At 67.0% G+C, this 19,179-nt stretch carries 15 protein-coding genes; 8 read left to right on the top strand and 7 right to left on the bottom strand.

Translation table 11 applies throughout. The features are described from left to right. Positions 1–120: 120 nt before the first annotated feature. From HMPREF3167_RS03965 to HMPREF3167_RS03955, 3 genes are read right to left on the bottom strand one after another with little or no spacing between them, the layout of a single operon-like run. A complete protein-coding gene (locus HMPREF3167_RS03965; protein WP_062613779.1) occupies positions 121–789 on the bottom strand; it encodes a metal-dependent transcriptional regulator in 669 nt (222 codons plus the stop codon). Beyond that, on the bottom strand, positions 789–1,496 hold the full coding sequence (locus HMPREF3167_RS03960) for a purine-nucleoside phosphorylase (protein ID WP_062613780.1): 708 nt from the start codon (positions 1,494–1,496) through the stop codon (positions 789–791). The genes HMPREF3167_RS03965 and HMPREF3167_RS03960 overlap by 1 nt, the downstream gene beginning before the upstream one ends. Before the next feature lie 40 nt (positions 1,497–1,536). After that, the gene (locus HMPREF3167_RS03955; protein ID WP_070445605.1) at positions 1,537–2,838 is read right to left on the bottom strand and encodes an AI-2E family transporter; all 1,302 of its coding nucleotides are present in this window, start codon (positions 2,836–2,838) and stop codon (positions 1,537–1,539) included. Between the two features lie 53 nt (positions 2,839–2,891). Between HMPREF3167_RS03955 and HMPREF3167_RS03950 the strand changes: the two genes are divergently transcribed. Next, on the top strand, positions 2,892–3,710 hold the full coding sequence (locus HMPREF3167_RS03950) for an HAD-IIB family hydrolase (protein ID WP_083281068.1): 819 nt from the start codon (positions 2,892–2,894) through the stop codon (positions 3,708–3,710). Beyond that, the gene (locus tag HMPREF3167_RS03945; RefSeq protein WP_062613783.1) at positions 3,703–4,365 is read left to right on the top strand and encodes a vitamin K epoxide reductase family protein; all 663 of its coding nucleotides are present in this window, start codon (positions 3,703–3,705) and stop codon (positions 4,363–4,365) included. The genes HMPREF3167_RS03950 and HMPREF3167_RS03945 overlap by 8 nt, the downstream gene beginning before the upstream one ends. Before the next feature lie 72 nt (positions 4,366–4,437). Here the strand turns inward: HMPREF3167_RS03945 and HMPREF3167_RS03940 are convergent, their stop codons facing one another. Beyond that, the gene (locus HMPREF3167_RS03940) at positions 4,438–6,096 is read right to left on the bottom strand and encodes an FG-GAP-like repeat-containing protein (RefSeq protein WP_068538969.1); all 1,659 of its coding nucleotides are present in this window, start codon (positions 6,094–6,096) and stop codon (positions 4,438–4,440) included. Between the two features lie 255 nt (positions 6,097–6,351). Continuing rightward, complete coding sequence (locus tag HMPREF3167_RS03935; RefSeq protein ID WP_062613785.1) at positions 6,352–6,780, bottom strand: HIT family protein; 429 nt, start codon at positions 6,778–6,780, stop codon at positions 6,352–6,354. A gap of 102 nt (positions 6,781–6,882) precedes the next feature. Here HMPREF3167_RS03935 and leuS point away from each other — a divergent pair, with 102 nt between their 5' ends. Further along, a complete protein-coding gene (gene leuS, locus HMPREF3167_RS03930) occupies positions 6,883–9,750 on the top strand; it encodes a leucine--tRNA ligase (RefSeq protein ID WP_070445603.1) in 2,868 nt (955 codons plus the stop codon). Positions 9,751–9,837: 87 nt separating this feature from the next. After that, positions 9,838–10,797 (top strand): aldose 1-epimerase, encoded by a 960-nt coding sequence (locus HMPREF3167_RS03925; RefSeq protein WP_070445601.1) that lies wholly within the window; start codon positions 9,838–9,840, stop codon positions 10,795–10,797. A gap of 64 nt (positions 10,798–10,861) precedes the next feature. Here HMPREF3167_RS03925 and HMPREF3167_RS03920 read toward each other — a convergent pair whose 3' ends face one another. Continuing rightward, entirely contained in the window at positions 10,862–11,236 is a 375-nt protein-coding gene (locus tag HMPREF3167_RS03920) for a hypothetical protein (protein WP_062613788.1), read from the bottom strand. A gap of 289 nt (positions 11,237–11,525) precedes the next feature. Then, positions 11,526–13,433, bottom strand: a complete 1,908-nt coding sequence (locus HMPREF3167_RS03915) for a helicase HerA-like domain-containing protein (RefSeq protein ID WP_070445598.1) — start codon at positions 13,431–13,433, stop codon at positions 11,526–11,528. Between the two features lie 129 nt (positions 13,434–13,562). Between HMPREF3167_RS03915 and HMPREF3167_RS09925 the strand changes: the two genes are divergently transcribed. The 4 genes from HMPREF3167_RS09925 to HMPREF3167_RS03895 all read left to right on the top strand — a co-directional run bounded on the left by HMPREF3167_RS09925 (position 13,563) and on the right by HMPREF3167_RS03895 (position 19,179). Beyond that, complete coding sequence (locus tag HMPREF3167_RS09925; protein ID WP_210382960.1) at positions 13,563–14,435, top strand: helix-hairpin-helix domain-containing protein; 873 nt, start codon at positions 13,563–13,565, stop codon at positions 14,433–14,435. Further along, the gene (locus HMPREF3167_RS03905; RefSeq protein ID WP_070445595.1) at positions 14,435–16,600 is read left to right on the top strand and encodes a ComEC/Rec2 family competence protein; all 2,166 of its coding nucleotides are present in this window, start codon (positions 14,435–14,437) and stop codon (positions 16,598–16,600) included. Before HMPREF3167_RS09925 ends, HMPREF3167_RS03905 begins: the two co-directional genes overlap by 1 nt. An 8-nt stretch (positions 16,601–16,608) precedes the next feature. Next, positions 16,609–17,553: a DNA polymerase III subunit delta gene (holA, locus tag HMPREF3167_RS03900; protein ID WP_236698679.1), complete on the top strand. Its 945-nt coding sequence runs from the start codon at positions 16,609–16,611 to the stop codon at positions 17,551–17,553. A gap of 93 nt (positions 17,554–17,646) precedes the next feature. Continuing rightward, positions 17,647–19,179: a Re/Si-specific NAD(P)(+) transhydrogenase subunit alpha gene (locus HMPREF3167_RS03895; RefSeq protein WP_062613792.1), complete on the top strand. Its 1,533-nt coding sequence runs from the start codon at positions 17,647–17,649 to the stop codon at positions 19,177–19,179.

The following is a 19,179-nucleotide window of genomic DNA, read 5'->3' as shown; positions in this document are numbered from 1 at the left end:
GGCCGGCTACGGCTCACATGGATCCTCACCCGCGGGCAGGATATGCCCTTTGACGTGGATGTGTACCCTGCGTGGGCGGCGCTCACGTGGCGGGCGCGCAGTGCGCGCCCGCCCGATGAGTTAGCGCTCTGGGATTGTCACGCGCACCCGCCGGGCGGCGGGGTTGGGCAGTGCAATGGACTGGCCGTCGATCTCGATCGTGGTCAGGCCCAGCACCGCGCTCTGTGAGGTCACCGTGGCGTTCTTGCCGGGCCGCACCCCCAGGTCGCCCAGGTAAATGAGCACGTCGGCGTCGTCGTCGTCCACCTGCTCGATCACCACGGGCGCGCCCTCTGCTGCCTCGTGCAAGTGGAAGACGTCCATAGCTGGCATCGAGCCGTCGGGCTGGGGGATCGGGTCGCCGTGCGGGTCGCGCAGCGGGTGGCCGAGCAGGTCGTCAATCGCGTCGATGAAACGCGCGGACACGGCGTGCTCGAGCGCCTCGGCCTCGTCATGCAGCTCCTGCCAGGCATAACCCAGGTGGGTGTGCAAGTAGGTTTCGATGAGCCGGTGCTTGCGCACTACCCGCAGTGCCTCGCGCAAGCCCTCCTCGGTGAGGCGGATCGGGCCGTAGCGCCGATGGCTGACCAGGTTTTGGGAGCTGAGCTTCTTCACGGCTTCGGTCACAGTGGAGGGGCTCAGCCCCATGCGGCGCGCAAGCTCGATCGGGACTACCTCATCGCCGGACCATTCGCAGATGGACCAGATCGTCTTGAGGTAATCCTCGGTCGAGGGGGAGAGCGTGTTCATTAGGAAAGGGCTGCCGCCACCGCGAGCTCGAGCGCCTTGACGAACTTAGTCTCGCGCTCCTCCGGCGTCATGTCCTCGCTCGGTACGGTCATGTGATCCGAGATGGTCAGCACGGCAAGGGCCTCCTTGCCGTACAGGGACGCCAGGCCGTAGAGTGCGCCTGCCTCCATCTCGGCTCCGGCGGTGCCCACCTTCGCGGCGGCCTCGTTGACCTCTTCGGGCACGTTGTAGAAACGGTCACGCGAGATCACGGGTGCCACGACGACGTCCGGGTCATCCCCAGCCGCGTCCGCCGCGGCCCTGACCAGGTTGAAGGAGGCGATAGCCGAGAAGTGGGTCTGCGGAATGAGGTAGGTGTTGATCACGCCTTCGTAGTGCGCGCCGCTGGCAATCACTACGTCACCCACCTTCACGTCCTTCGACAGGCCGCCGGCCGTGCCCACGCGGATGATGCGCTGCACGTCAAACATGGAGAAAAGCTCCGAGGCGTAAATGCCCAGCGACGGCTGGCCCATGCCCGATGCCATGATCGACAGTGGCTTGCCATCCACCGTGCCCGTGAAGGCCTTAATGCCGCGCACGTCCGACACGACCTTGGCGTCCGGCATGAGCATCTGGGCCATGCGCTCGGCGCGCTTCGGGTCACCCGGCATGAGGACGGCGGGAGCGATGTCTCCCTTTTCTGCGTTGATGTGTGGCGTTGCCATGTTCTTCCTTAACGTAAGGCGGAAAGTTTACTGATCTAGTCTAACGCGAGCGCCGGGCGGCTCGCCGCTCCGCGCGGGCCTGCTTGGCGTTCGCCTTGCGCTCCTTCGGCGTGAGGTGCTGGGCCACCTTCTCGTCAAAGCGCTCCCAGTGCTCGGCCGAGACCTCCTCGAACGCGCGCGGCGGGCCGCCCGGGCGGTCCTGCATCCGGTTGAGGTAGGGGTAGGTGTCATGCCCGCGCAGGTAGAGGATCGCGGTGTTGATCGCGGCGGCAAGCGGCACGGCGAACAGAGCTCCGATGATGCCCGCGAGCGCCGATCCGCCTGCCACGATGAGCACCACAGCCAGGGCGTGCATGTTGAGCGCGTTGCCCTGGAGGACGGGCTGGAGGACGTTGCCTTCAATCTGCTGGACGAGGATGACACCGGCCAGCATGAGCAGCGCGAAGCCCACCGACTGGGTGTTGACCAGCACGATCACCACGGCAAGGAAGCCGGAGAGGAAGGCGCCGACGATCGGGATGAAGGAGAAGAGGAAGACGACCACCGCGATGGGGAAGGCGAGCGAGATCGGGGTCTTCAGGAGCATCGCGACGATACCGATGCCGACGGCGTCGACAGCGGCGACGATCGCCTGCGTGCGGGTGTAGTTCCCGATCGTCACCCAGGCGCGGATGCCGGCCTCGTTGACCCGGTCGTGCTGCGAGCGCGGTGTGGCGCGCACGATCCAGTGCCACAGGCGCCGGCCGTCCTTGAGGAAGAAGAATAGGGAGAACAGGGACAGGATCATGCCGGTGAGGAAGCCCGTGACGCTCGATCCGATGGAGGCCACGCCGCCCAGCAGGGTGGCGGCGTTGTTCTGTAGGGCGCTTTGCGCCTTCGACCAGCTCTCGTTCAGTGTTTGCTGGAGGGTGGGGAACTTGTCAGTCAGAAGGTCGACGATCGTGGACACGCCGGCGATAACCTGGTCGGCCAGGTCGGACATGCCCGCCACGATTCCGGTGCCCGCCCCCACAAGCAGACCGAGGATGATGACGACCAACCCGAGCACTCCGGCTGCGGCCGCGGCGGCCGGCGGCCAGTTCCAGCGCTTGCGTAGGTAAGCGCTGGCAGGTTCGAGCACGACGGCGATGAGGAGCGCCACCATGAGCGCGATGAAGAGGAGGGAGAGCTTGAAGGTGACCCAGCCCACGCCGATCAGCAGGATGGCGAGAACGATGATGCGCCACGCCCATCCGGCGGCAGTTTCAAGGGCGGGTGGGACGGGGGAGCGGTATTCGTGTGCCTTGACCGTCACCTCGTCAGGTTCGAAGTCCGGTGCGTGTTGTGGCTGAAAATCTTCCATAGGCGCCACATTATCGGGTGAGGCTGCATTTCTTCCAACGCGAAATAGTTGAAATGTGTTTTATTCCGTGTGGCGTGAGAGAATGGACGCCGAACTGCTCAGGAGGAACCTTGTACGCACTGCTCGCCTTCGATCTCGATGACACGCTCGCACCGTCGAAATCACCCCTGTCACCTCGGATGGCCGCCGCGCTTCGCGACCTGCTCGATCTTCACGACGTGTGTGTCATCTCCGGCGGCACGTTTGACCAGTTCCGCGGCCAGCTGCTTGCCAACCTCGACGCCACCGACGCCCAGCTCGCCCGCCTCCACCTCATGCCCACGTGCGGCACGCGCTACATGCGTTACGACGACGCCGACTGGCGGCCCGTCTACGTGCGTGACCTGAGCGCCGAGGAGAGGGCCGAGGCGATGGCAGTCGTGGAGGAAGAGGCCAAGCGTCTCGGGCTGTGGGAGACCGAGGTGTGGGGAGATATCCTCGAAGACCGCGGATCGCAAATCACGTTCTCCGCGCTCGGCCAGCAGGCGCCCCTCGAGGCGAAGAAGGCCTGGGACCCCACGGGGAAGAAGAAGGAGGCCCTGCGCGCCGCCGTCGCCCCGCGCCTACCGCACCTCGAAGTGCGATCGGGCGGATCGACGTCGGTGGACATCACCCGCAAGGGCGTGGACAAGGCCTACGGAATCGCCGAACTGGAGAAGGTCACGGGCATACCGATCGCGAACATGCTGTTTGTGGGCGACCGCCTGGACGAGGGCGGCAACGACTACCCCGTCACCCGACTCGGGATCGACACCCACGCCGTTTCCGACTGGTCCGACACGGCCCACTTTGTTGAATCGTACGTCGCAAACGCGAAGGAACATCATGAGTGAACTCGACATCGAGGAAATGGATCGTCGAATCGCCAAGTTTGAGGCCAAGGCCAGCGAGCACGAGCGCGCCGGCGGCGCCTCGCTCGAAACCTCGCTGACCATGATCATCACTGGGGCGATCGGGCTGTTCGCCTCACTCATGCTCGTCCTGTCCGAGTTCACCTACTACAAAAACCCGAACGCCAGCCTCATCTGTGACGTCAACCCGCTGATCGGCTGCTCGAAGTACTTCACCGCCTGGCAGGGGCACCTCCTGTTCGGTGTGCCCAACGCCCTGTTCGGCATGATGTTCTTCGCCGGAATCGTGGCCCTCGGGCTCGTGCTCGCCTTCGGCGGCACCCTCCACCGTTGGCTGTGGAACGCCGCGCTCGCCGGCGCCGGCATGGGCATCGTGTGGGTGGTCTGGTTCGCCTACGAATCCTACGTGGTCAACAGGTCACTGTGCCCGTTCTGCCTGGTCGTGTGGATCGTGACCATCCCGCTCTTCATCGTGCTGCTGGCCCGCGTGGCCCAAGCCGGACACCTTGGGGAGGGTGCCGAGGGCTTCGGCTCGGCCCTAGTGCGCAACCGCTGGATCACCGTGGCAGTGGTCTACCTCGTCCTCGTCCTGTTCACCGTCATCTGGTTCTGGGACTCCTGGGCGCTCGTCTTCTAATCAACCTCCGCCAATGGTGAGGGCCTCCGGGAATCCCCGGAGGCCCTCACTGTTAGGCAGGCGGCGTTCCGACTAGTCGTTGTTGTCCGACTCCGCCGCTCCGGTCTGCTCACCGGTCTGCTCGGCGGCCGGTTCTGTCGCGGACTGGTCCGCCCCCTCGGCCGGCTCGGTCACCTCAGCGGTAGGATCCTTTGTCGGCTCCGTGCTTGGCTGGCTGAGCTGCGCCGGGTTCTTCGACCAGATGAGGACCGCCTCGCCGTCGTCGTTGACCCAGTACAGCTCGGCAATGTCACCGGAAAGAGTGAGCGTGCCGGAAGCCGTGACGCCGTCGTCGACGAACGCGATGAGCTGGTCATTCATGGCGGAGCAGTACCGCGCCGACTCGTCGAACGGTGCAAACGGGTTGCCGTCCGAATCCACGGCTACGAAGGACTCCGCCGGGACGGAGATGTAGCCCTGCTCGGTCGAGGCCGGGGCGGTAGCCGTCAGATCGAGGTGGAGGAACTGGCCATCCAGGCTCCCGAGCTCGGAGGTGCAGGTCGTGATCTCGGTGGCCTTGTCAACCTGCACGTACGCCTCGGCATCAGGCGAGACCCACAGTCCGCCCGACGCACTACGTAGCGAGGTCGCGCGGATCTGGTTGAACCAGTCACCATTCGACACCCGGTAGCCATTTCGCACCACCCACTGCGCCTGGCGCGGGGAGGTCTCGTAGATCCAGACCGGCTTGCCCGACGTCGTCGTGGCCGCGTTGCGGAAGTAGCGCAAGGTGTTGATGTTACGGTTCGGGTAGTAGCCCTCGTAGACGTCCAGGCGCGTGAGGTTCGCGGCCAGTGTCGAGGCCGGGAACTCCATGATCTGGCCAACGATCGGGCGGCTCGTGGCGCTGGGGATCGCCCACGGCCACGTGCCCTTGTGGGTGACCCACAGGGCGTAACGCGGCACGGTATCCTTGCGCTCCGAGATCACGCGGCCCTGAACCATGTGGTAGCCGATGTCGCCCGTGCGGAGCGTGCCGTAGACGAAGGGCTGGCGCAGCAGCTGCGGCTTCGGCGCCGGTGGGCCCGCAACCGTGGTGGCTTTCCACTTGCCCGGCAGGGTCATGTCCTGCCAGCCGTGGCCGATCTGCACGGCCTTGGACCACCAGCCGTTGCCCAGGCTCGTGTAGCGGAAGAGCTTGCCGTCCGCGCGCTGGCCGATGATGTCGGGGCGGCCGTCGCCATCGATGTCGCCAATCGAGGTGATGTTGGTAAAGGACTCCCAGCCGTGGCCGATTTGGCGCATCGCGCCAAATTCACCGCTGCCGTCGCCCGGGTAGAGGAGCAGGCGGCCCGTGGGCTTGTGGCGGGCGACGAGGTCGGCCACCCCGTCACCATCGATGTCGCCGGGCACCACCATCATGTCGATGTCGTCCCAGCCCCATCCGATCTCGCGAACCCGGTCCCACTCGCCCGCGCTCAGCGTGGGGTAGAGGAGCAGGCGGCCGTCCCTGTGGCGGGCGAGGAGATCCGGGTGGCCGTCCCCGTCCCAGTCATCGGCCGGGACGATATCGGCCATGACGTGCCACCCGTACCCGATCTGGTACCCGCCGGTCAGCGAGGTGCCATCCGAGTGGTAGATGCGCAGCAGGCCGTCGGGGGAGCGGACGATGACGTCGCCATAATCGGCGCCGTCGAGCGAGGCAATTTGGATGCCGTAATCAAAACCGCCCCAGCCGTGGCCAATCTTCATGCCGGAGAGAGATAGCTAGCGCTCCCCCCCCCGTAGGCATAAAGATCATTGTTCGTATGGCGGGCAAGAAGCGTGTCCCGGTAGCCGGAACGGATCGTGCTCGCCTCGGAGGGTGCCACGGCAACCACCATGAGAACCGCCGTCAATGCGACGGTCGCAAGACGCGAAAATAGTGATCGCATAATACTCTCCTAGGGTGTGAGTGCAAGGAGAGTCTATTCCCTTAACAACTCCAAAGTGACGGCGGCACAGGCACTACCGGGCGGCTGCCACCTGATCGGCGTACCCGGTCTCGATCAGCGCGGCGCGCAGCTTGTCCATTGCTGCGGCGATCTCCTCGGCAGGTGCGGCCACGGCGTCGGAAAAGCGCGCCGCCTCCTCCGACTCGGCGGGGATCACGTGCACGTGCGTGTGCGGCACCTCGAAACCGAGGATCGCCACCACGGCCCGCGGCACGCCAAATGCCTTCTCCTGGGCGCTCGCCACGATCTGCGCCACGCGCATCATGTGGCCGAAGTCGCCGGCGTCCACCTCATTAAACTTCGCCACCTCGGCGCGGGGGACGACCATGACGTGGCCGGGGCGAACCGGCTCAATGGTGGCCATGACGACGCACACGTCGTCGGCCCAGACGAACTGGCCGGGGATCTCCCCGGCGATGATCTTGGAAAAGATGGTGCTCATGGCTATATTCTACGGCGTGCGTCATGTCTCTCACAGTGGCCGCCGGCGGGCCGGGCCAGGCACCTGAGCTAGAATAGCCGCGATCTTAAGTAAAGGAGACTCATGAGCACCCCGTATCGGTACACCGCCGAGCTTGCCGGCGAGATCGAGAAGAAGTGGCAGGATCGCTGGGAGCGCGAGGAGACGTTCAACGCCCCCAACCCGGCTGGCGCGCTCGCGGACGGTCGCGCGGAGCTCAAGGAGCCCTTCTACCTGCTCGACATGTTCCCCTACCCGTCGGGCAAGGGCCTGCACGTGGGCCACCCGCTGGGCTACATCGCCACCGACACGCTCGCGCGCTTCGCCCGCATGCAGGGCAAGAACGTGCTGTACACGATGGGATATGACGCCTTCGGCCTGCCCGCCGAACAGTACGCCGTGCAGACCGGCCAGCACCCGCGCGTGACCACCGAGCAAAACATCGCCAACATGCGCCGCCAGCTGCGCCGCCTTGGCATGTCGCACGAGGCGCGCCGCTCGGTCGCTACCACCGACACGGATTTCGTGGGCTGGACCCAGTGGATCTTCCTCCAGATTTACAACTCCTGGTACGACACCGAAGCCCCCGGCCGCGTCGCGGGCACGGTGGGCCGCGCCCGCCCTATCTCAGAGCTCGTCGAAGAATACGAGCGGGGCAAGGTCGCAACCCCGGACGGACGCCCGTGGGCCGAGCTGGACGCGGCCGAACGGCGTCGTGCAGTGGATGCCCGGCGCCTTGCCTACATCGACTACGCGCCCGTCAACTGGTGCCCGGGCTTGGGCACCGTGCTGGCGAATGAGGAGGTCACGGCCGAGGGCCGCTCCGAGCGCGGCAACTTCCCCGTGTTCAAGCGCGAGCTGCGCCAGTGGATGATGCGCATCACCGACTACGCCGACCGCCTCGCCCAGGACCTCGACTACGTGGACTGGCCGGAGAAGGTGCGCCTCATGCAGCGCAACTGGATCGGCAAGTCGCACGGCGCGAAGGTGACGTTCGCGGCGCATACGGCCGAGGGCGACGTCACGCTCGAAGTCTTCACCACGCGCCCCGACACGCTGTTCGGCGCCACGTTCATGGTGGTCTCCCCGGAGCACCCGATGCTGGGCGGCTCGGGCGTGCCCACCGAATGGCCGGAGGGCACGAAGGAGGCGTGGACCGGCGGGGCTGGCACGCCGATGGGCGCGGTCATGGACTACCAGCGCCAGGCGTCGATGAAGTCCGACATGGACCGGGCCGACGACGCGCGGGAAAAGACCGGCGTCTTCACCGGCATTTACGCGACGAACCCGGTCAACGGCAAGCAAATCCCGGTGTTCACTGCGGACTACGTCATGATGGGGTACGGCACCGGCGCGATCATGGCCGTGCCGGCCCACGACCAGCGCGACTTCGACTTCGCGAAGGCCTACGACCTCGACATCGTACCCACGATGAAGCCCGCCGACGGCTTCGAGTGGGAGAGCGCGTGGGAGGAAGACGGCGAGATCATTGACTCGGCGAATGAAGAGATCTCGCTCAACGGCATGTACAAGGCCGAAGCGGTGGCCGCGATGAGCGACTGGCTGGCCGCCAAGGGCCTGGGCAAGGCCACGGTGACCTATCGCCTGCGCGACTGGCTTTTCTCCCGCCAGCGCTACTGGGGCGAGCCCTTCCCGGTGGTCTACGACGCCGATGGCAACGCTCACGCCCTGCCTGAGTCGATGCTGCCGGTGGACCTGCCGGACACCCCGGACTACTCGCCGCGCTCCTTCGATCCCGACGACGCCTCGTCTAACCCTGAGCCGCCGCTCGGGCGGCTGCAGGACTGGATGAACGTGGAGCTCGACCTGGGGGATGGCCCGCAGATGTACACGCGCGACACGAACACGATGCCGAACTGGGCAGGTTCGTGCTGGTACGAGCTACGCTACCTTGACCCGCACAACGCCGAACGTTTCGTGGCCCCGGCGGTGGAGGAGTACTGGATGGGCCCACGCGAGGGCAAGGTCGCGGGCGGCGCGGACCTGTACGTGGGCGGCGTGGAGCACGCGGTACTCCACCTGCTCTACGCCCGCTTCTGGCACAAGGTCCTGTTCGACCTCGGACACCTGTCCTCCTTTGAGCCATTCTACAAGCTGTTCAACCAGGGCTACGTGCAGGCCTACGCCTACACCGACTCGCGCGGGCAGTACGTGCCGGCCGACGAGGTGGAGGAAGTGGCCGCCGCAGACGCCTCGGGCGAGGTGACCTATGTCTACCAGGGCGAGAAGGTCAACCGCGAGTACGGCAAGATGGGCAAGTCGCTCAAGAACATCGTCACCCCTGACGAGATGGCTGAGCAGTACGGCGCGGACACGTTCCGCCTGTACGAGATGTCGATGGGCCCGCTCGACGTGGACCGCCCGTGGGAGACCCGCGCGGTTGTCGGCTCCCAGCGATTCCTCCAGCGCCTGTGGCGCAACATTGTGGACGAGGAGACGGGCGAGCTCGTCGTCGTCGATGGGGAAGCGGACCTGGAGACGGCGAAGCTGCTGGCGCGGACGATCGTGGGCGTGCGCGAGGACTACGAGGGTATGCGGATCAACACCGCGATCGCCAAGCTCATCATGCTCAACAACCACCTGACCGGCCGTGAGGTGCCGCGCTCGGTGGCGGAGGCGATCGTGCTCATGGTCGCGCCCGTGGCGCCGCACGTGGCCGAGGAGCTGTGGAGCCGGCTGGGGCACGATCAGTCGCTTGCCTTCGCGCCGTTCCCGAAGGTGACGGACGAATCGCTGCTGGCCGAGGACACGGTCACGGCGGTTGTGCAGGTGCGCGGGAAGGTCCGCGACCGACTGGAGGTCCCGGCCGACATCTCGGCGGCTGACCTGCAGGCGATGGCGCTGGCCTCGGAGAAGGTGGCCAAGTTCCTGGAGGGTGAGCCGCGCAAGGTGATCGTGCGCGAGCCGAACCTGGTCAACATTGTTCCGTAGTTTTTCGTAACAATTCCAGCCAGTGATATCGGCTCGGCGCGCCAGCTCAAGAACCGATACAGTGAACGACGAAGGAAAGGGTGTGTGATGGCATCTACTGACATCTCAAAGGTCGACAAGTTTGGGCATGCCGCCTGGGAGATCGCCTCGCCGACGGGCGCGCGTGCCATCGTGTCCGAACGCGGCGCAACCCTGCTGTCCTGGCAGCCGGAGCCCGGCGTGGAGGTGTTGGCAGGCCATCAATCGAAAGAGGAACTCGAGGCCGGCGCGGGTGCGCGCTCGATGATCCTTGCCCCGTGGTCCGGCCCGATCGCGGACGCCACCTACACCTTCGACGGGCGTGACATCCAGGTGGACGACGCCGTGCGCGCCTACTCACTCGCCTACCTGCAGGATTTCCACGTGGTCTCCGCCGGCACCACCCTGTCGATGGAGACCGTGATCAAGCCCTGCGATTCCTACCCGTGGACGTGCCAGGTGTCCGTGCACTTCTCCCTCGATTCGGGCGCCGACGGCGAGGAGCACCTCTCCATCACCCTCGAGGCGAAAAATCTCTCTGATGAGCCCGCGCCGATCGCCGTGGGCTGGCATCCCTACTTCGTGCTGCCGGGCATGGAGACCGTGTCGAACCTCGGCCTGTCCATCCCTGCGCGCACGAAGATCCTCACCGACCGCCGTGGCGTCCCGTTGCCGGGGGAGTCCGCCTACGGCGGTGTCAACACGCCCGTGGTCATCGACTATTTGGGGTCGGCGTCCCTCAACGACTACTACCGCGGGCTCGTGCCCGACAACTACGGGGTGGTCGCCACACGCGTCGTCACCCCGTCCACCAACGCCTCCGTAGTTCTCACGCAGGAGCCCGGCGAGGCCGCGGTCGTCCACATCGACACCGGCGACCGCCTCGAGCGCGACCCCCGCACAGCCATCGCACTCGCGCCCATGTCCGCCGTTGCCGACTCGTTCAATCGTCCCGACGCCGTCGGCTCGGTTCGCGTGGAGCCCGGCCAGTCGCGCCAGATGACAGCCACGCTGACCTTCCGCCGCTAGAGCCGGCGCCGCGCCCGGGTTGCGCTATGGCACTTACTGTTGGCGAAGGGTAGGGACCGGGTTTCTAGGCCTTGGCCAGCTGTGAGACGCGCTGCGTGGACAGGCCCATCAGCGCGCCGACATCGCGCATGGACAGGCCAGCGCCCGTCAGTGTGCTAACAGCCTGGCGCGATGCCGCAGACAGGCGGGCTTCGGCGGCACTCGCTTCCTGGGCGGCCTTGCGGTAGTTTTCAACGACCTCTCCGGGAATGCCCTGAGCGTTGATGTCGACGTTGAACTCGGCGGCCGGCTTGCCGGTCATGAGGCTCGCGGCGTCCCTGACCATGCCCTCGAGCTGATCGAGGCGGCGCGCCTGTGTCCCGTACGGGTGACCTTCAACCTCGAATTCTGCCACCCACCACTTACCGTCGCGGACGGCGGAGATGAGGATATCGATCATTGACTTGCCCTCCTAATGATTGCTTTGGCGAGGCGTTTGCTGACTTCTCGGTGTCTGGGGATCGGCTCGCTCCATTGGCCAATGGTGGCTTTCGTGTGATTACCACCTTCAGTCAGAATGAGTATTTCGCCTCTTTCGCGTGCGATCCTTTCTAGCGTTTTGATGAGGATTCTTCGCTTCGTCACATTAGTCTAGACCGGTAGACTATAACAAGTCAATGGCCATTGACTTTGGCTTGCTCTGGCACCCTCGACTCTCATCAGGTCCCACCCGTTTCGCGTGGCCCGGCCTAGCGGCGGCGGGTTCCGAAGATTGCTCGCGTGATCTCGCGCGTGAGCGTGCGGCCAGCCGTGCGCACCATCTGATCGACCGTGGCCTCGCGGCGTTTGCGTTGGCGCTCCGCCTCGGCCTCGGCGGCACGACGCCGACGCTCGGCTTCCTTCTCCGCCTCGCGGCGCTCGCGCTCGATCTGTTTCTCCAGCTCGCGGGCCTGGCGGTCGAGTTCCTTCTTGCGCTCCGCCTCGAGTTTGGCGGCCTCCTTGGCTGCCTCGGCCAGGCGCTGGGCCTCCTCGCGGGCCGCCGCCTCCGCGGCCATCCGCTGCTCGAGCAGCTCGAAGGCTGACTCGGGGTCGATGGGGTCCTTGTACCGGGCGAGGGTGGGGGAGTTGCGCAGGGCGGCGTCGATCGCCTGCGCGCTGGCCGGGCCCATGATGGCGGCCGGCGCCCAGATCCGCACTGGGGCCACGGGGCTGGGGCGGCCCTTCTTGTCGAGGATCGTCACGATCGCCTCGCCCGTGCCCAGGCTGGGCAGGATCTGCTCGAGGTCGAGGGGTGAGGTGGGGAAGGTCGCCACCGTCTCGCGGAGCTTCTTCGCCTCGGCGGGGGTGTGGGCGCGAAGGGCGTGCTGGACCTTGGAGCCGAGCTGGGCGAGCACGTCGGCCGGGATGTCCGTCGGGGTCTGGGTAATGAAGACGATGCCCACGCCCTTCGAGCGAATGAGCCGCACGGTCTGCACCACCTGGCGCAGGAACTCCTTCGAGGCGCCGTCGAACAGGAGGTGGGCCTCGTCGAAGAAAAACACGAGCTTGGGCTTGTCCGGATCGCCTACCTCGGGCAGTTCTTGGAAGAGCTCGGCCAGCAGCCACATGAGGAAGGTGGAAAACAGCGCGGGCCGGGACTGGATGTCCGGGAGCTCGAGGGCGGAAATGACGCCTCGGCCGTCGTCGGTCCGGATGAACTCAGCCACGCTGAACGCGGGCTCGCCGAAGAACAGCGCGCCGCCCTGGGCCTCGAGCTCGGCGACGTTGCGCAAGATGACGCCCGCGGTGGCCGGCGCGACCCCGCCGATCGCCTTCAGCTCGTCCTTGCCCGAATCGGATGTGAGGTAGGAGAAGACGGCCCGTAGGTCGGTGATGTCGATGAGGGCCAGCTGATTCGTGTCGGCCCAATGGAAGATGAGGGACAGCGCCGATTCCTGCGTCTCGTTGAGGCCGAGCACCTTGGCGAGCAGGATCGGGCCGAAGTCGGAGATCGTGGTGCGAATCGGGGTGCCGTTGCCCTCGCCTCCCAGCGCATACAGTTCCGTGGGAAACGACGACGCCGCCCAATCCTGCCCCTGCTCAGCCGCGCGAGCGGCGAGTTTGTCCGATGCCGGGCCGGGCTCGAGCAAGCCCGTGAGGTCGCCCTTGATGTCCGTGACGAAACACGGCACGCCGCTGGCCGACAGGCCCTCGGCGAAAAGCTGGAGCGTGCGGGTCTTGCCGGTGCCGGTGGCACCCGCGATGAGCCCGTGGCGGTTGAGCATGCCAAGCGGCAGGCGCACCTGTGTGGCCGGGCGGGGAACGCCGTCTTCCATGTAGGTGCCGACCGTGAGTGTCGGGCCGTCAAAGGTGTAGCCGGCGCGGACGGTTTGCTCGTAGTCCGAGGCTGCGGGTGAGGGCACGGGTGCGGGGTCTGGTGCGGGGGAGGCGGCCGGTTCGGCGTGCTGCTCTGTTGCGGGCACGGCCGACTTCGCTGGCGCTGCTGCTGGCGCGGGTTCGGGAGATGTGTCCTCGTTGGGCTGCGGCTCCGGGGAGCCAGACTCCTGGGCCGCGAGGGCGGCTTCGAGGCGGGCCTTGGCGGCGGCCGCCTTTGCCGCGGCGGCCTGAGCTTCGGCCTCGAGCGCTTCAGCTTGCAAACGGAGGATCTCATCGTTCATGGGACCAGTCTACGGGCAGGCCGGGGCCGAGGTGCGAGTCATTTTCCACAATCTCGCTCGCGGGAGGGCAACCCCATTTTTGGGGCTCGGGCGCGAAGGCACGTGGGGACGAGCGCACATAATGGCTCCATGACCACAATGCCTACCCGTCGCCCCGCCTCCCGCCAGTCGACCGCCGACTGGGAGAAGGTCGAGGGCTTCACCCGCACGGCCATGCGCCTCGGCGCCGGCGACGACGTCGGGGCGCTCACCACGCCCGCTATGAAGCGCCGCTTCGTGCTTGACGGTAACTCATTGCGCATCGCCGCGGTCCTCCTGCTCGTCCTTGCGCTGTCGGGGGTGATCGGAGCGCTGTCCGGGCGCTCCACCGAGGTGGCCGTGATCCCGCAGGGAGAAGAGTCAGCGCAGTCTAAGGCCGGCGCGGGGGACGGGGGAGCAGGCTCCGGCGAGAGTACCGAGGGTGGGCACGCAGTGGACGGTACCGCCAGTGGCAAGGCAGCGCCAGATTCTGCGGGCTCGGAGGAGGCGAGCGCGAGGGCGGAGACGATCGTCGTGCACGTGTCGGGGCAGGTGGCGGTGCCGGGTGTCGTCACGTTGCCGGCGCCCGCGCGGGTTGCGGACGCCGTGCAGGCGGCCGGCGGGCCAACCGGGGAGGCCGACCTCGCCCGCATCAATCTGGCCGGGCCCATCAGTGACGGCGTTCACATCCACGTCCCCGCTGTCGGAGAGGGAGGGGACGCGACCGGCTCGGGCGTCGTCGGCGGGGAAGGAGCAGCGAGCGGCGGGGCGGGAGATACCGGCGCTGCGGACGGGAAGGTCAACCTCAACACGGCGGACCAGGCGGGGCTGGAGGCGATTCCGGGGGTCGGGCCGGTGACAGCCAAAGCCATCATCGATTGGCGCAACGCCAACGGTACCTTTACTTCGATCGACCAACTCATCGACGTGCGAGGGATCGGTCCCAAGACGCTCGAGCAGCTGCGCGACCACGTGCGCATCTGATGCAGGACTTCCGGTTGCTCGTGCCTGCGGGGGTGGTGTGGGCGGTGGCGCTCCTCGCCCCCGACTACCTCGCGCTCGGGCTCGTGGCGCTCCTTGTCACCCTGCTCGGGGCGCTGAGAAGCAACTGGTTCGCCACGATCGTCGGGGTGGCGTTGCTCTCCGGGACGATCGCGGGCGGGACGGATGCCCTGGTGGGGGAGTCGGATGCCATCTATCACGAGGTCGGCCGCGAGGTGGAGGTCACCGGCGCAATCGAACGCCACCCGAAGACGACGGGCGGGCAGTTCGGCGCGATGGTGCGGATCGAGGCGGTCGCACGGGTGAGCGCTGCGGCTAACTCTGGGCCGGCGATGAGCTCGCGCGCGAGCGCCTACATGCGTTGGGAAGGCGAACGCCTCGAGCGAGGCACGCGATTCGTGGCACGCGGCAGGCTGTCGGCCGGCGATGCCATGCTCCGCCTCAACGCTTCCACTATCGAGCCCCTCTCCGCGCCCCTGACAGGGCGCCTGCGCTCGGCCCTGCGCGAGTACGTTGCCGACCGCCCCTGGCACGCCCAACTCATCCCCGGCGTGGTGGTGGGCGACGACACGGGCCTGTCCGAGCTTGCCACCGAACAGATGCGCATGCTCAGCCTGTCCCACCTCACGGCGGTCTCTGGCGCCCACGTTTCCCTCGTGATCGCGGTGGTGCTCGGCGCGGTGGGCCGACGCCGACCGCTCGTTGCCGGTGCATTCGCGCTGGCGAGCTTGGGCGGGCTCGTGGCGCTGGTCGGCCCCGAGGCCTCCGTGCTTCGGGCCGGCTACATGGGCGTGCTCATGTGCCTGGCGATCGCCCTGCGCCGGCGGACGAACGCTTTGCCGCTCCTCGCTGCCACGATCATCGGGGTCAGCCTGCTCGACCTCGAGCTCGCCCGCAGCCTCGGCTTTCAGCTCTCGGCGCTCGCCACGGCTGCCATCATCGTCTTTTCCTACCCGCTCCAGCGTCGGCTGGCCGAGCACGTGCCCGGGGCGATCGCCGACGTCGTCTCCATCTCCCTCATCGCCGCCATCGCCACAGGCCCGCCGCTTCTCGCCATCCAGGAACGGGCCTCCCTATGGGGGATCCTGGCCAACGCGCTGGTTGCGCCCGTCGTGGCACCACTGACAATTGGGGGCATGGCCGGCACGCTCCTGCTACCCGTGGCGCCCTGGCTGGCCACCCCGATCCTGCGCGCGTGCGAAGCATGCACGTGGTGGATGGCGAAGGTGACCACCCTGCTCATCGGTCTGCCCGGCTCGGGCTTGCCCACGATCGCCGTGCTCATCGCCAATGTCGCCTTCCTCGGCGTGCTGCTCGCCGCCCTGGCGTTTGGGGGCGTGCGCGTCATCCTCGGCGCGGTGGGCACGCTCGTCTGCGCCGCGCTCGTCTCCGCCTTCATCCCGCAGCGCGGGGCGGGGGACTGGGAGGCGATCCAGTGTGACGTGGGGCAGGGCTCGGCCTTCCTCGGACGGACCGAAGAAGGCATTGTCCTCGTCGACGTCGGGCCCGAGGGCGGCAACATGGCGGCCTGCCTGGAGCTCGCTGGCGTTGCCCGCATTGACCTCGTCATCATCAGCCACTTCGACGCCGACCACGTGCGCGGACTGGAGGACGTGCTGGATGCGGCCGACGTCGGCGAAGTGTGGTACTCGCCCAACCTCAACCACGTCTACAACTCTTCCTGGGCCCTTGAGCTCATGGACCGGCGCGGCGTCGAGCACCGACCGGTGGAGTTTGGCCAGCGCACGGGCGGGATCGAGATCATCGGCCCGCGCTCGGTGATCGGCACCGACGACTCCACGAACGCCGACTCGCTGGTGGTGCAGATGGTCACCGCCTCGCACCGGATCCTCATCCTCGGTGATGCACCCGAAGACCGTCAGCGATCCCTGCTCGGGGACGTGGGGGAGATCGACGTCGTCGTCGTCGGCCATCACGGGGCGCGCGACCAGAGCCGGGAGCTTGCCGAGAGGCTCGAGGCGAGGGTGACGATCTTCTCCGTGGGTAAGGACAACACGTACGGCCACCCCACGCGCGAGGCGCTGGAGATCTGGCACGCGCCAATCCAGGTGCGCACGGACCTGTGCGGGCCCGCCGTGCTCGGGGCAGCCGAGATGGTCTCGGGTTGTCGGATGGACGTGGAATAATGGCACGCATGGCAGTCACACTCGCACCCATCGTGCTCATCACCTCCGGCGAACCCGTGTTGGGGGATCGGGCGGTGGCCTCCCTGCGCCGCCAGCTGCGCGCGGCGGATCCGAACACGAACATCGTGGAGATTGACTCCTCGCAGTACGTGAGCGGCCAGCTCGAGGCCCTGCTCACGCCGTCGCTGTTCGGGGAGCCGCGCGCGATCGTCGTGCCCAACCTCGAGCAAGTCAACGCGCCCTTCCAAGATGACCTGCTTGCCTACATCCAGGCCCCGGAGCAGGACTCGGTGCTCGTGCTGCGCCACAACGGGGGCCAACGCGGGAAAAAGGTGCTCGACGCGCTCAAGGGCAAGGTGCCCACCTACGCCTTTGAGAAGGTCAAGTACCCCAACGACAAGGCGAAGATCGTGGTGCAGGACGTGCGCGATGCGGGCCGGAAAATGACGTCGGACGCGGTGGACGCGATCGTTGCCGCACTCGGCTCCGACTTGCGCGAACTGCTCTCGGCCGTCAGCCAGCTCCTGAGTGACGTGAAGGGTACGATCACCGAGGAGGACGTGCGCACCTACTTCGCCGGCCGCGTGGAGGCCACCGCATTCAATGTCGCCGATGCCGTCGTGGCAGGTCGCGCCGGAAAGGCCGTGGAGCTCGCCCGGCACGCGGTCGCCACCGGCAACTCGCCCGTCGCGATCGTGGGCGCGATCGCTATGAAGCTACGCACGATGGCGCAGGTGTTGGGTGTGCGCTCGGCCAAGGGCCGGCCCACTCCGAAGCTCAACAACTGGCAGGCCAGCCGCGCCAAGCAGGACCTGCGCGGGTGGTCGGGGGCGAGCCTGGCGGAGGCGATCCAGGCGATCGCCACAGCGGACGCGGAGGTCAAGGGCCTCTCGCGGGACCCGGAGTACGCGCTCGAGCGGGCCATCGTCACCATCTGCGCGCTACGGCAATAGTGCGCGAGCCCATCGGCAAGAAAGCGACGCACGCCCGCCGAGCGCGGGATATGCTGAAAGAGTCTTTAGCACGTAACGACAAAAGGAGTGAAGTTGCGCATTGGTGTACCACGGGAGTCTGGCGATCAGACTCTGGTCGCCGCTACTCCGGACACAGCGGGAAAGCTGATCAAGCTGGGCTACGAGGTTGTCGTTGAACACGACGCCGGTGCCCGGGCCAGCTTCCCCGACTCGCTGTACGAGAGTGCGGGGGCGCGGATTGTCAGCACGGAGGAGGCGTGGGCAGCGGACATCGTCACGGCGCTCGACGCCCCCGGCCTTGACCGACTCGACCTCATGAAGCACGGCGCGACCTTGATCGCGCGCATGGCCCCCGGCCGCAACCCCGACATCCTGGAGGCCCTCTCCAGCCGTGGGATCACCGGGTTGGCGATGGACATGGTCCCGCGCATCTCGCGCGCCCAGTCCATGGACGTGCTGTCCTCCCTGGCCAACGTGGCCGGATACCGGGCCGTGATCGAGGCCGCCCACCACTTCGGCCGGCTGTTCTCCGGCCAGGTGACGGCGGCCGGCAAGGTCGCCCCCGCCAACGTCTACGTGATCGGTGCGGGCGTTGCGGGCCTGGCCGCGATCGGCACGGCGAACTCGATGGGCGCGATCGTCAGGGCCACCGACGTGCGGCCCGAGACGGCCGAGCAGGTCGAATCCATGGGCGCCGACTTCGTGGCCATCCCGGTCGCCTCCCAGGAATCCACCGACGGGTATGCGAAGGAGATGGGCCAGGAGCAGGCGGCCGCTGCCGAAAAGCTGTACGCCGAACAGGCCGCAGTCGCCGACATCGTCATCACCACCGCCGCCATCCCTGGACGCCGCTCACCCGTGCTGCTCACGGAGGAAACCGTGGCGGGGATGAAGCCGGGCTCCGTCGTCGTCGACATGGGCGCCGCCAATGGCGGCAACGTGGTCGGATCGCGGCCGGACGAGGTGGTCGTGACCGCCAACGGCGTGATCATCATCGGCTACGCAGAGCTCGCCGCCCGCCTGCCGGGCCAGTCCTCACAGCTGTACGGGCAGAACATCTTCAACTTCTTCAAGCTCACCACCCCGGACAAGGACGGCCTGCTCCACCTGGACCTCGATGATGAGATCGTGCGCCAGATGCTCGTCACGCTCGATGACCAGGTCATGTTCCCGCCGCCGCCCGTGAAGGTCTCGGCCGCCCCGGCGCCGGCACCCGCGCCCGCGCAGGCGGAGGTCGCCCCCGAGGCGCCGAAGGAGAAATCCTGGATCGCCAAGCACTGGTGGAAACTTGCCGCCGGCGCCCTGTTCATCTGGCTCATCCTTTCCGCGCCGCCGGGCTCAACCACCCACTTCATGGTGTTCGCTCTCGCCGTCGTGATCGGCTTCTACGTCATCACCGCGGTCACCCACGCCCTCCACACACCACTCATGTCCGTCACGAACGCGATCTCGGGCATCATCGTGGTCGGAGCGCTCCTCCAGGTCGGATCCGACAACGTCGCCGTCCAGATCCTGTCCTTCATCGCCATCGCCGTGGCATCCATCAACATCTTTGGTGGATTCCTCGTCACCGAGCGCATGCTCAAGATGTTCCATAGGAGTTGA

Source organism: Trueperella sp. HMSC08B05 (assembly GCF_001808405.1).
Classification (GTDB): domain Bacteria; phylum Actinomycetota; class Actinomycetes; order Actinomycetales; family Actinomycetaceae; genus Trueperella; species Trueperella bernardiae.
The sequence above is the reverse complement of the archived record's forward strand: the minus strand, read 5'-3'. Positions and strand labels throughout refer to the sequence as shown.